Genomic DNA, 12,625 nt, shown 5'->3' on the forward strand with positions numbered 1-12,625 from the left:
GTATGGAGGGGGTCGCGATATGGCCGGAGAACGGTGCGATCTGTGGACGGCTGCCCCGATCTGCGGAACGTCGGAGGCGTCAGCGCCGCCCGACGGAGTGTGCGGTGGACGGCGCCTCACACATGGAGGGCACGGATGTCGGCGACGGGCCGACGGTTCCCGCAGCCGATGACCCCTGCGCTCGTGAGACTGGCCCGCGGTATTCGGCGGGCAGCTCGCCGGCCGGATACGCGGCGACATCGCGAGGCCCGTCCGCTTCGCCGCTGCGCCAGAGCTCTTCGGCGATTTCGTCGAGGAACCGGGTGCGCTCGTCGACGGTGTCGAACTCTCGCGCCTCCACGTCCCCCTCGAGGTAGACGAGCGCCCGCGGACCGCGATGCTCGTCCGAGGCCATCACAATCGCGGTAGGCCATCGGCCGAGGTCCCAGCCGTTCCTGCCCCAGTCGGGGATGGCGTGCCATCCCGCCCGCTCGTTCGCGGCAAGGAAGTCATACCCATTCCCGTGGGTCTCGACGATTCCTGCCCTTGCCAGGGGAAGAAGGACGCGGCGGCGTACGTGCGAGCTTGATGGCGAATCCGGGGCGGATGCCGCGGACTGCTCCGCGAACTCGGGAGCCTGCATCGCGTTGTCCTCTCGGCTGAAGTCGACGGCGGCCCCCGCGTGTCGCGGAGGCCGCCCCATGGGTCACCGTGCGAGGTGACGCGTCTGTTCAGGAGCGAGTTGCTGTTCCGCCGCCGCGGTCGCTGCCTTCGGGGCGCGATCGATCACCACCCGCCCGCTGGCGAGGTCAGCACCGATCGCGCGGAGCGCGAACTCATGTGATGGACGGGTGTTGCCGTCCTTGTCCTCGTAGGTCGAGAACTTCAGGTCACCGGTCGCGACGAAGGCGTCGCCGGACCGAAGGGTGCTCGCGATCCGCTCGGCGAGCGGCTCGTGCCAGACGACGGCGTCGTGGAACGCGATGTTCGACACGACGGGGTAGCCGTTCTCGTCGCGGACGAGCTGCCCGTTCTCCCGCTTGTAGTCCTCCTCCACGAACCGGAAGCGGATCTTCGGACCGTTGTCGTGCTCCAATCGCTCCGGATTGGTGACCAGCCGCCCCTTGAGCGGGATGTTCTCCTTCGTGGTTGCCATGACTCCTCTACTCCCTCCAGGGCCACCGGATGCGGACCTCACCCTTCCGATGCCACCCGCCGCGCAGCGACGGCCGCGGCGCAGGGCGGTGTTCGTCGGAGGAGCGCAAGTACATGGAAGTTCGCGAGGCGAAGCGGCATCCGACGTCGCAGCCCGAGGCGATCGAGCAGATGGTGCACCTCGTCGTGCGCGCGGCGATGGAGCGGAACGAGGTCTTCGTGTCGCTCCGCGCCGAGCCTTGAGTACTCGACGTGATGGAGATCGTCGCGGCGAAGATCCCACCGGTTCCCGCACACGGCGCATACCGTCCCGGCCGGCGATCGCCGGCGCTGCTCCGCGTGCCACTCCTCGCGGCGCTGCCGCCACTGAGGCGAGTCGATGTACGCGTCATAGCGCTGCTTTCGCGTAAGCCCCAGCCCGGCCCGAGACCGGCCCGCGGGTGCCATCGACATCAGGCTCGCGAATTGTCCCAGGCGCGGAGTCGCGCGGCGTACGGGCTTGCGGCCTTCAGGCGTGCGGCAACGAGCTCGCGGTCTCGCTCGAGCTGTTCGGCGATCGGCAGCTTGATCCAGGGTGAGAGGTTCACGATCGCGGGCTTGAGCTGCCGGAAGAACACGAGCGCCGTGCCGAACGGCAGGGTACGAATCTCGCTCGCCCGCAGCACTCGCTTCTCCTCGCGCGCGTATTGATGTGAGACGCCGCTCTCCGAGGTGGAGTACGAGCGGCGCTCGAGTTCGACCTCGCCGACGAGCGTCTCGAGATCTTTGAGATCGGATGGGTCGGATCCTCCGGGGAGCACGATCTTGAGGCTCGCCGCTCCCCACATTGCTCGGGCGCCCTCTCGTCCCCACGCCATCTCAGCCTGCGAGATCGACTGCAGCACCACGATGACCGTCAGCCCCGACCCACCGCTGTAGCTGATGAGCTTCGGCAAGGTCGGGATCTTGAAGTTCGCCGCTTCGTCGAGGATGAACTGCACCGGAGGATCCAGCCTCGCACCGGGCGACGCGCCGGCGATGCCCTGCGCGACCGCGGAGATCTCCTCGACGAGTGCGACGATGAGCGGTTCGAAGGCGGCCGCAGATGTGGCATCCCCGATCAGGTAGAGCGTCCCGCGCGACATGATGAAGTCGAACGGGTCGAACGGTGCGTCATCCTCGTCAGGGATCATCGACGTCCGCACCTTCGGCGACGCCATGTACGCGACATCCGCATATGCCGCCGCCCAGTCGTTGCCGCGCTGCTCGGGGCTGCCGGTGAGCACGGCGTTGAGCGACCGCGCGGTGGCTCGGTCGGCGTCGGGGAAGCTGTTGAGGATCTCAAGCGCTTCGGTCTTCGCGAGGTTCGGGTCGCTCATCCATCGCCAGAAGTCCTCGATCGTGCGGCCGTCGAGCGCGGCCGCGTGGAACAGCGCGAGGATGATCTTCTTCGACGTCGCTTCCCAGTAGCCGGCGTTCTGCACTCCCTCGAACCCGTCACCGGGAATGAGCGACGCCAAGCGTCGCATCGCAACGTCGAGGTCCTCTGCCCCTTCGAGCGGCGACCAGCGCAGCTGGTTTCCGGCGCCGGCTGCGACGCCGCTCGGGTCGAAGACGAACACCGGCCCGCCCGTCCGCTTGCGGTGCTCGATCGTCAGGAGGAGGTTGTCCGCGCGAGTGGACGTCGTCACGACCGCGCCCATCGCCTTGGTGAGCATGGGCACGATGAAGTTGAATCCCTTGCCCGACCGGGACGGGCCGACGAGGATTGCCGAGTCCTCGACACTCATCCATATCGGCAGTCGATGCGAGCGACCGATGCAGTAGCCGACGTCCTCGGGGCGTGCCGCCTTCAAATTCACGGAGGGGCGGAGGGTGCGCGCACGGGCGACGAGTTGATCGGCGCCTGCGTGCTTCGCGAGTTCTAGTCGCCGGGCGGTTCCCTTGCGAAGCGCCTCGGTAATTGCTGGGTCGCGCCGAAGTGCGGTCCAAGACGCGAGAGGCAAGATGGCTGCAGCGGCGAGGACGGCAACAAGTGCCCAGTGGTCGGCCGCGGATACCGGCTGCGAAGTGACGGATGTCGGATCAGGCTGCGCATACAGACCCACCAGTTGCCACACCGTGAGCGGCGGATACGAGGTTGACGTTATCGCAGCGAGCGCGAAGACCGCGGCGGCCTGGACCGCAGCAAGCGCCGCGACGATGCCGATGCTCACGAGTGCAATGTTCGCGCGCCAGGAGTCCGGTGATCGCATAGGTGGTCCTCTCGGTCATCAGAATGATCCCGAGGCTGGCGCACCTTGGCCGCGCCGTACACGCTCGCCGTACACTCAGATCATCGCGCGGGCCGGTGCGCTCCGAACAACTTCGAGGAGTCCGGCCACAGTGCGTTATTGGCAGCCGAAACTGCGAGCCGTGCAGCGAGGCGAGTGGGTTCAGTTCGACGGGTCGCGACGCATCGCAGTCAATCGCGTTGTTCAGAGATCGAACCCGCCGCGGTCACTACTGCGGGCTGAGACTTGGTCGCCGGATGTTGCAGCTCGAGCGTTCCTCGGCTATTTCCCGCTCGACGAACTCCGACTTGCGGCCGAATGTGTGTGGGACGAGTATCAGGCCGCCTCGGCGGTTCCGCGGGAGGAGGCGGCGATGGCCCAGCCCCATTACAGCGGAGTCGGGTGGCATCCGCTGCTCAACGCCGAGGAACGCACGCCAGGCGTCTGGACAATGGTGGACTCGACCGGCCGTGCTTATGGAGCCGTCCGGATCCTCCGGCAGGGCGGAGAGATCGTCTACGTCGGCGAACTTCGTGGCGAACGCCTCAGTGGGTGGAACGCGCGCCTGCGCGATGCAACCGAGCGTGTTCACGCTGTTTACGTGGCATCGCTGGACCCGCCGCGCGCTGCGGCAACGTCGAACGTCTCCAGTGGCCTTGGGTCGATCACCGCGGGGGGCTGATCTGCTGCGACGTTCATGTGGATCGGCGACGCGCGATTCTTGGCACGATGGTTCGTGACCGGTCTCCACAGTTCATGCTGGCGGTCCCGTCGAGCCGCCTACTCAGCTAGCTTGGCGCGCGTTAACGACGCCGGCGGCACAGAGCCCGATTGCCCGGCTTGCGCCACACGTTGTCATCCCGGCCCATCGGGACAGGCCGAGTGTCGTTTGGTGCGGCCTAGTGGTGATGCTCACAGCTGTCGAGTCCAGACTGCATCTCTAGGAGGCATACGGGCTCGGCCACCGATTGACGTCCTCGTACGAGTCTGCTCGGTTTACGACCCACCCCAAGCCACCGCGATGGGCCATCCGGCGAGCCGAGGCACAGCATGGACTGACGGGAACGATTGCGCCAGGGCCTTAGGATCAGTGATCGACATCGTCGCGCGGTCGCTCGGGATCTGCGCCCGAACAGACATGGAGCATGTGTGCCAAACGAGGAGCTCAGCCAACGTGGGTATTTCCTCGACAACGGTCTAGTTGGCGAGCGCTTCGGTCCGTTTGAGGCTCTCAATCTCGGTGGTACATCCTTCACGGCCCTTGCGCGAGCCGGCCTGTCCTTTGCTATGCCCACTGGCGTCGACTATTCGTTTGCGGCGTTTACTCCCCCAGCACGACCGGGCGTCGGAAAGCCCGACCACGTTGTAGCGCGTCGAATGGACGGGCGGCTTGTGCCCGTAGCCGTGCTTGAGCACAAGGCGCCAGGCGAGATCAACACGGAGGCAAAGCGACTCAGGGCCGCCGAGCAGGCTCTATTCTATGGAGCTGTCCTCGGCGCCCGGATCGCTGGCTACACCGCAGGGGGTGCTGTTCACCTTCTGGATGTTCCAAAGTCGCTTGAATCAGACTCCATCGTCGGTATTCAAGATTCGCGCGCCTGGAGCGCGTCACTGCTCGAGGACCTACTTAGCGCCAATCCCGGGGAGGTGAAGGACCCGACTGAGCTCGCGGAGTCCGTCTGGCAGATTATCTGGCACGCGACGAAGGCGGAGCCGAAGGACTGTTTGCTGACGTTCGTTGAGATCTTCATGCTCAAGTTCCTCAGTGACAACCTGCCGCCTAGCGTGCTGCCACAAAGATTTCGGTTCGAGTCCTTGCTAGCCGACGAGGCAGCGTTTCTCGCAAACCACGGCAAGCTGCAGGTCGACTACTATGTCTCCGATATCCGGCCGCAGATCAAGAACCTCTTCCCGGATAATACGATCGTCTCCGAGGCGGGCCTGGCCGAGGTGTTCGGGCTCAAGACTCTCGTGTCCAAGACGAGCGTCATAAACGGCTTCGTCTTCCTCCACTCGTCGGACCGTTCGCTGTCCGCGTTCAACCGGACGTTCGTCGATATCCTTGCTGCGTTCGCGCGGTTCGGGCCACTTACGGCCATCGACCCTGAATTCAAGCTGCGCTTGTACGAGACCTTCCTTCGCCGTTCAGCTCGCCAACAACGGCTTGGGCAGTTCTTCACTCCCCGGAATATCGTCAGTCCCATGGTGCGAATGGCCCAGCTCGGGAAGCTTCCCGACGGAGCGCTCGTGCTTGATCCCGCCGCCGGTGTTGGGGGGTTCATGCTTGAGCCGCTGCTTTTCGATGATGCCTTGCCCGGCAACTACTCATTCTCCGGGGGTGCCGCCGCGCGTCGGGTGCGAACCGTTGGCATCGACGTAGACACAGATCTGCACATCCTCGCCAAGGCGAACGTCCTGCTGCATCTCGCCGAGTCTGTTCGCGACGCTTCGGTGAGTATCAATGCGCTCAATCAGGCCATGGCGAACACGATGGTCCTGATGAATGAGCACGAGATGCTTGGCTCGTTGTTGAATCCGCCGCGCGAGCAGGCGGATGTCATTCTAACTAACCCGCCCTACGTTACGAAGGGTTCGTCTGTAATTCGGGAAGCGGCCGCCGACGTCCGCGGCGACCGCAATGGGCTCGATTTGCGCGACTATTACGACAACGGTGGGCTCGGCGTTGAGGCCCTGTTCATGCGGTATATCAGCGGAGCCCTGAAACCCGGCGGCAGAGCGTTCGTTGTCGTCCCTCTAGGGCTGCTCAACCGTTCCGAGCCGAAGCCGAAGCGCAAGCTGTTGGCCGAGTGCAACATTCTTGCTTCCATCGCGCTCCCGAGGAAGGCGTTCTTCAATACTGCTCAACCGACGTACATCCTCGTTTTGGAGCGTCGCTATACCGACCAAGATCCTCGCCCGGACGTATTTTGCGCGATTGCACGATCGACCGGGGAGACTCTTGACGCCCGGCGAACGCCTACGCCGGATGACAACGATCTCTCGGTAATCGCTGACGCCTTCATCGGTTGGAGTAACGGGGACGATCGCCTTGCCAGAGAGCTGGAGCAGGTCAAGATCGAGCCGGCAGTCGAGTTCGATGAGACTCGCCGATGGGACGTAACGCGCTTTTGGGACGACGAGGAACTGGTGAGGATGGGCGTGCGAGTGCCGCCCGTCGAACGCGCCGAGTTTGTCGATGAGGCGGCTGATACGCTGCGCGAGCTCATCGTCGAGCTCGACGAGGCAAGCCGCGCCCTCGAGGAACTAGTACCTGAGCGAACTGTGGCATGGAGCGTCGGCGATCAGAATCGATTCGAGCTCCGTCCTGGAAAGCGCGTGCGTCACGCCGACGTGCTCGCGCATCCGGGCGATCTACCGGTCCTGTCATGCTTCACCCGATCGACGGCCGAGAAGGGGCGTGTCGACGAGGCGTGGGCGAGAAGCATTGGCGCTTGGATAATTGATAGGCCCACAGTCACCGTCAACGCCACCGGGGCCAGCGGCGTCGGAATAGTGTTCCTCCGTGAGAGCCGAGCCATGATCACCGACGATGTGATCGCGGTCATTCCCACCGCTGGTGGCCTGGATCCGCAGTACCTCGCCGTGGCGCTCTCCTCGGTGATCGCGCAGGGCGATTTCCAGTATGAGGCGAAGCTCTACCAGGGCCGGCTCAAGGAACTGAGCATCCCTGTCCCGGTCACAGCTGAAGGTGCGCCCGACATGGAAATGCAGCGCGCGATCGGTAAGGCCGTGGCACGGGTCGAAGCGATCAAGGAACGGATCACCGACCTGGGCACTTGGAGCAAGCAGACACGTTTGGTCTAGTGCGGTTGCCGATCATCATGTGGCTGCGCCCCGCCATGTTCATCGTTCGTCCGTGTGTCGCATCGGATGCAGAGTCGACCACGCGGCACTAGCTGGCGCCCTAGGGGCATACGGCCTCGACATCGACGCGCTGAGCGGACGCGGGCGACGAGTGGATCGGCGACCGCGTGCTTCGTGACTTCGATGGCCGTGTCGGACAGTGTGCGAAGGAGCTCCCGTCTTCGGGCGAGGCGTTCGAGCGCGATCTTCACGCGCCGGGATCGGGTGAAGGCATCGTGGTTTCTCTCATCTACCAAGCAGATCCGAAGTGCAGTTGCCACGGTGTGCCAGGAGGCCGCCGTTCCGGACTGCTTCCTCGCGCGAGCGGCTGCGGCTAACCCGCATGTAGCCAGTCCGACTTCCTCAGCGGCTCATGTCGGGGGTGAGTGAGATCGTAGATGGGACTCGAACATGTGTTCGGGGGATCGGAGGGTCATCCGGAATGGCCAGAACGAAGGTGAAGATGAAGTTCAATGAGAGCGCATTGCGTGACCTCCAGGCCCAGGTCATGCAGAACCTCGAAGGCAGCGACATCAAGCGTGAGGCGGACGAGGCGGTTCGACAGGTACTTCGCGACGTGGATGACAAGTTCCGAGGTGGGGAACTGGATGTCGTGCAGGCGGAGATCGAGGGTCGTATCGTCGCGCTTGGCATGACGCCGCGCACATCGGAGCTTCGCGCGTACGCCACCGCGATCAGCGAAGGGACGCTTGAACGATGAGCGACGAGATCCGGCGCGAGTTCGACGTGCGTATCCCGGCTGGGGTGTCGCCTGAGGAAGAGGAGCGCATCTTGACACAGGCGGAGGATCGTGAAATCGACAAGATGCTCGACGATCTGAGCGGCGGGTTCTTCTAGAGCTCAATGCAGCGAGGACCCGGCTCGATCCGTGACACTCGGCGCGAGTCGGGGCCTCGCTGCATGCAGTCGCGCTTCTCGGGTGCATACGCTCGAGCGGGCTGGAAGGGACTGCTGACGGTTTCGGTGACTCGTCGGGTTAGGCCGCTGTTGCGGCCTGTGTGGTCATGATCATCTCGTACTCGATGGGTGTCAAACGACCGAGGGCTCGTTGTCGTCGTCGCCGGTGGTAGCTCGCTTCGATCCAGGTCACGATCGCGAGCCGCAGCTCGAGCCGGGTCGGCCAGGTGCGGGTGTTCAGCACGTTCTTCTGCAGGAGCGCGAAGAACGATTCCATGGCCGCGTTATCGCCGGCCGCGCCGACTCGGCCCATGGATCCGACCAGGCCCGCTTGGTGCAGGGCGAGGACGAATCGTCTGGAGCGGAACTGACTAGGTTCAACCGGTCGTTGCAACACCGTCCTGTTGGAGCAACAGTAGTTGCTCGTTGAATGCTTCGGCGGGGGTCTTCCAGCCGAGCGTCTTCCGGGGCCTGGTGTTGAGCGCGTGAGCGACGGCTTCGATCTCCTCCTTGGTCCATCGCGACAGGTCGGTGCCTTTCGGGAAGTATTGACGCAGCAGCCCGTTGGTGTTCTCGTTCGTGCCTCGTTGCCACGGCGATTGCGGGTCGGCGAAGAAGACCGGGATTCCGGTCTCGACTCGGAACTGTGCGTGCGCCGACATCTCCTTCCCGCGGTCCCAGGTCAGCGACCGTGCCAGCTGGGCTGGCAACGTCGACATCGTGGTGGCGAGGGCGTTCTTCATCGTGATCGCGCCATAGCCGGCCAGTGCCGGGCCGTTCTTCGGTGTTTCCTTGTGCCGGTAGCCCTCCTCGCGCGGCAGGTGGACCAGCAGGGTGAGCCTGGTCTTGCGTTCGACGACGGTGCCGATGGCCGAACGCTCCAACCCGATCAGCAGGTCACCTTCCCAGTGTCCGGGGACCGCGCGATCTTCGACCTCGGCAGGCCGTTCACTGATCAGCGTTTCCGGAGTGACGTGCGCCCACGTCTTCCGCCGTGATCGCTCCCGCGGGACCCGTAACGCCCGCCCGGTGCGCAGGCACCAGACAAGCTCTCGTTTCAGCGCGCCCCGCCCCTGGATGTAGAGCGACTGGTAGATCGCCTCGTGGCTGATGCGCATGGTCTCATCTTCCGGGAAGTCGACCTTGAGCCGGTGGGCGATCTGTTCCGGGCTCCATGCCAGGGTCCACGGCCGATCCTTGCGGTGCGGCTTGTTTCGCCCGGTGAACTTCGGCGGGGTCGGTCCCGGGATCGGCGTGCCGTCCGGGCGGCTGATCTGCCCCGCAAGGCGTTCCTGGACGTAGGCCTGCAACCGAGGATTCGCGACCAACTTGGCGACCTTCGGCCGCTTTGCGGCCATGTCGGCCTTCCACTGCGCCACCGACGCCCGGTACCCGCTGCTGCCGTAGCGGACCGCGGAGTTGCGACGCAGCTCCCGAGAGATCGTTCCAGGATCACGACCGATCGCGCGAGCGATCTCACGAATCCCCTTGCCCTCCGCTCGGAGCAGCGCGATCTCCTCACGCTCGGTGAAGGCCAAGTAGCGGCCCGTGGGCGTGTACTTCAGATCGAACGGCGGCATGCCGCCAGCGTTGTGGAACCATCGCGCGCCGACCGCCTGCGCCACGCCGATCACGCCCGCGGCTTCCTCGGCCAGCAGCCCCTTCCCGATCTGCTCCCAGAACGCGGCCTCGACATGACGCTGAAACTTCGGATGACCCGGCGATCTCATCTTCGGACGGATCGCCCTGTCGGCTGCCTGCTGGCGTCGCACCACCTGACACCTCCGTGATCGTGAGGTGTTGCGACGACCAGTTGAATCCGCCCTGACTGCCTCGGTCCGAGTGCACGGTCGTGCCGGCCGGACGTCGACGCTGCACGGCATGCGCAGCGCGTTCACCGCAAGGTCGGCGCCCATGCGCTCATCGATCGAGTACCCGACGATGCGGTTGGAGAACACGTCCTTGACCGCGCAGAGATACAGCTTGCCCTCGCCCGTCCGATGCTCGGTGATGTCGGTCAGCCAGAGCCGATCCGGTGCGGTGGCGGTGAACTGCCGCCGCACCAGGTCGTCGTGCACGGGCGGCCCCTGTCGGACGGACTTGCCGCGCCGCCGGCGCACCGTGGTGCTGGCAATCCCGTTCGCTTGGCACAGTCGCCAGACGCGCCGCTCGGACGCCTCGAACCCGAGATGGGCCAGCTCGTCCGCGATCAACCGGTACCCGAACGTCGGCGCTTCCGCGTGAGCGTCGACCGCGGCGTTGACCAGCTGCGCCTCCTCCCAGTCGCGGTCCGAAACCGGCGACTTCAGCCACCGGTAGTACGGCTGCTTCGCGATCTTGAGGACCCGGCACGTCACCGCGACCGGCACCCGCACAGGGGCAGCGGTCGCGGCCAGCTCGCGGACGAGCGGGTAGATCATTTTGGGCAGCGCAGCACACCCTGCGACAGATACGCCGCCGCGCGGCGCAGCACCTCATTCTCCTGCTCGAGCAACCGCACCCGCTTCTTCAGGTCGCGAACTTCATCGAGCTCCGCACGTGACTTACCCGGCGCAGCACCGTCCTCGATGTCCGCCTTACGAACCCAGTTCTGCACACACGACTCGGAGATCCCGAAGTCCTTCGCGATCTGCGCGAACGACGACTCCCGACGCCTGGCGATCGCCACAACGTCCTCACGGAACTCCTTCGGATACGGCTTCGGCACAACGGCCATCCTTCCAGCAGCGACCCACGCCGCCACAGATCAGGAGTCACCTAAACCTTCAGCAGTCCCGAATTACGCGTGCGCCACGGTCGTGTCCCGGTCCGGCCCATCTTGCCGGTGCCCGCGTTTTGGGACTCCGGTGTCGTCCGCTACACGCGAATTGAAGCAAGAATCTCCAAGGTTGTTTCGAATCACGCTGCGGCCTCCTGCCCGGCGTGGGGCGCCTGCAAGCCACATCGGGTGCAGTACTTCCCAGGCATCGTGGCCGCATGAGTCTGCTGCGAATCGCATGAAATCACAGTTGCCATGCCCTCCTGCAAGTCGGCGGACTGATTCTTACTCACGACATCGTGAGGAGTCGGTGTGCGGTCGATAAGAATCTCTTCCGGGATCTCTACCTCGAAGCGGCCGCTCGTTTTGAAGACCTCCAGCTCCTGCTCGGTGAGAATGTTGCTCACCAGAAACGGCCGTTTGCCAATCTTCCACAGACCCATGCCCTTGGGCAGAGACGAAACCTCCTCGATCTCCCGAGTTGTTAGCCCGAGGGCTTCCTTCGTGGCCTCGAGCACGTCCGCTTCCTGTCGGTAGACGACGCGGATCTCCGCATCCGTCAGCAGCCCTTGCGCGAGCGCTCGCGCGGCCGAGCCTTGATCACCGACCACGTCTAGGTCGGTGATGCGGTGCATGATCAGCAGGTTGCAGAGGCCGTACTGTCGGGCGAGCTTCCATTGCTCGCTCATGCGCAGCAGCATGAGCTCGTCGCGCAGCATCCGCCACCCTTCGTCGTAGACGAGGATCCGGCGCCCGCCTTCCGGATCCATGACGGCCGCCTCAACCCAGGCTGCGACGACGGTCATCGCGACCGAAAGCAGCGTCCCGGATGCGCCCATGAAGCCCGAGGTGTCCATGACGACCATCGGCGCGTCAGAGTCGAAGGCGACCGTGGACTCGCCGTCGAACACGCCGGCAAGGTCACCCTCAACCAGTCGACGCATTCCGTGAGCCACGTCGGCATCCGCGGTCGGTTCTGCGGGAGCGCCATGCTCGGGGTCAACGAGCCACCGGTAGACATCGCGAATGGTGACGACCCCGGCGTCGGCGCTGTCGGCGACGGCGCGGTCAAGGGCGATGTCGAGCTGCGTGTGCTCGGCCGGCTTGAGGTCGCGATCGATCAGCGACGGGATGATCGACGACAGGAGCAGCCGCCGACGCGACTTCACTAGCCGCGCCCAAGCTGCATCGCTCAAGCGCGAGTCGCGCGGGCCTTCATCGAGCGGGTTCAGCCGATGGTCTCCCGAAGGAGACAGCGCGATCACCTTCCCGCCCATGGCCTCGGCGACTGGGGCCCATTCCCCTTTGGGGTCCGACGCGACGGTGACCTTGACGCCCATTGTCGCCATCCTCGTGGTGAACGACTTCGCACCTGCTGACTTCCCGGTGCCGACCGTGCCGATCCAGACCATCGAAGTGCCGGTGACGTAGCCCGAGTTGTACAGCTCGTACGGATCGAACACGAAGTCGCCGCCGCCGCTAAGGTCGGCGAGCTTCCCCATCCATACCCCTCGGGCTCCGAGGCCCTCTTCGGTGAGGAACGGGTAGGCATACGAGGTGACGAGCGAGCTGGCGCGGTGCGGACGGGGGGTTACGGTCGCCGGCCCCCACCACGCCGATCGTCCTCGATCACCCCACGCCTTCGCCCGCGGCTCAGGACTCGTAGTCGGTCCGCGCCGCGACCGCGCCGTCGCGCTGA

General features: G+C 65.0%; 10 protein-coding genes and 2 pseudogenes. 5 read left to right on the top strand and 7 right to left on the bottom strand.

Translation table 11 applies throughout. The annotated features are described in order from the left end of the window. Positions 1 to 79: 79 nt before the first annotated feature. Together ACZ4TW_RS03045 and ACZ4TW_RS03050 are read right to left on the bottom strand one after the other, a co-directional pair. Positions 80 to 622 carry a hypothetical protein gene (locus tag ACZ4TW_RS03045; protein ID WP_465539985.1) on the bottom strand — a complete coding sequence of 181 codons (543 nt, stop codon included), beginning with the start codon at positions 620 to 622 and terminating at the stop codon, positions 80 to 82. 63 nt (positions 623 to 685) lie between these two features. Then, positions 686 to 1,135 (bottom strand): single-stranded DNA-binding protein, encoded by a 450-nt coding sequence (locus ACZ4TW_RS03050; protein WP_465539987.1) that lies wholly within the window; start codon positions 1,133 to 1,135, stop codon positions 686 to 688. A gap of 113 nt (positions 1,136 to 1,248) precedes the next feature. On the opposite strand from ACZ4TW_RS03050, the gene ACZ4TW_RS03055 reads away from it, so the two are divergent. Then, the gene (locus ACZ4TW_RS03055) at positions 1,249 to 1,377 is read left to right on the top strand and encodes a hypothetical protein (RefSeq protein WP_465539989.1); all 129 of its coding nucleotides are present in this window, start codon (positions 1,249 to 1,251) and stop codon (positions 1,375 to 1,377) included. Positions 1,378 to 1,586: 209 nt separating this feature from the next. Here the strand turns inward: ACZ4TW_RS03055 and ACZ4TW_RS03060 are convergent, their stop codons facing one another. After that, a complete protein-coding gene (locus ACZ4TW_RS03060; protein ID WP_465539992.1) occupies positions 1,587 to 3,329 on the bottom strand; it encodes a type IV secretory system conjugative DNA transfer family protein in 1,743 nt (580 codons plus the stop codon). 430 nt (positions 3,330 to 3,759) lie between these two features. Here ACZ4TW_RS03060 and ACZ4TW_RS03065 point away from each other — a divergent pair, with 430 nt between their 5' ends. The 4 genes from ACZ4TW_RS03065 to ACZ4TW_RS03080 all read left to right on the top strand — a co-directional run bounded on the left by ACZ4TW_RS03065 (position 3,760) and on the right by ACZ4TW_RS03080 (position 8,108). After that, on the top strand, positions 3,760 to 4,068 hold the full coding sequence (locus ACZ4TW_RS03065) for a hypothetical protein (protein WP_465539994.1): 309 nt from the start codon (positions 3,760 to 3,762) through the stop codon (positions 4,066 to 4,068). Positions 4,069 to 4,535: 467 nt separating this feature from the next. Continuing rightward, a complete protein-coding gene (locus ACZ4TW_RS03070) occupies positions 4,536 to 7,211 on the top strand; it encodes an N-6 DNA methylase (RefSeq protein ID WP_465539995.1) in 2,676 nt (891 codons plus the stop codon). 481 nt (positions 7,212 to 7,692) lie between these two features. Beyond that, complete coding sequence (locus ACZ4TW_RS03075) at positions 7,693 to 7,971, top strand: hypothetical protein (protein ID WP_465539997.1); 279 nt, start codon at positions 7,693 to 7,695, stop codon at positions 7,969 to 7,971. Next, positions 7,968 to 8,108, top strand: coding sequence for a hypothetical protein (locus ACZ4TW_RS03080; protein WP_465539999.1), 141 nt, complete (start codon positions 7,968 to 7,970; stop codon positions 8,106 to 8,108). Before ACZ4TW_RS03075 ends, ACZ4TW_RS03080 begins: the two co-directional genes overlap by 4 nt. A gap of 139 nt (positions 8,109 to 8,247) precedes the next feature. On the opposite strand, the pseudogene ACZ4TW_RS03085 reads toward ACZ4TW_RS03080, so the two are convergent. The 4 genes and pseudogenes from ACZ4TW_RS03085 to ACZ4TW_RS03100 form a co-directional block, all read right to left on the bottom strand. Then, a pseudogene (locus ACZ4TW_RS03085) lies at positions 8,248 to 8,541 on the bottom strand (integrase core domain-containing protein); the annotation flags it as partial. A 4-nt stretch (positions 8,542 to 8,545) separates the two neighbouring features. Then, a complete protein-coding gene (locus ACZ4TW_RS03090; RefSeq protein ID WP_465540001.1) occupies positions 8,546 to 9,898 on the bottom strand; it encodes an IS30 family transposase in 1,353 nt (450 codons plus the stop codon). A 94-nt stretch (positions 9,899 to 9,992) separates the two neighbouring features. Further along, positions 9,993 to 10,875, bottom strand: a pseudogene (locus ACZ4TW_RS03095) (IS3 family transposase); the annotation flags it as partial. A 191-nt stretch (positions 10,876 to 11,066) separates the two neighbouring features. After that, positions 11,067 to 12,428, bottom strand: a complete 1,362-nt coding sequence (locus tag ACZ4TW_RS03100) for an ATP-binding protein (RefSeq protein WP_465540002.1) — start codon at positions 12,426 to 12,428, stop codon at positions 11,067 to 11,069. Positions 12,429 to 12,625 lie beyond the last annotated feature (197 nt).

The sequence above is a fragment of the Agromyces sp. NPDC029043 genome (assembly GCF_055564615.1).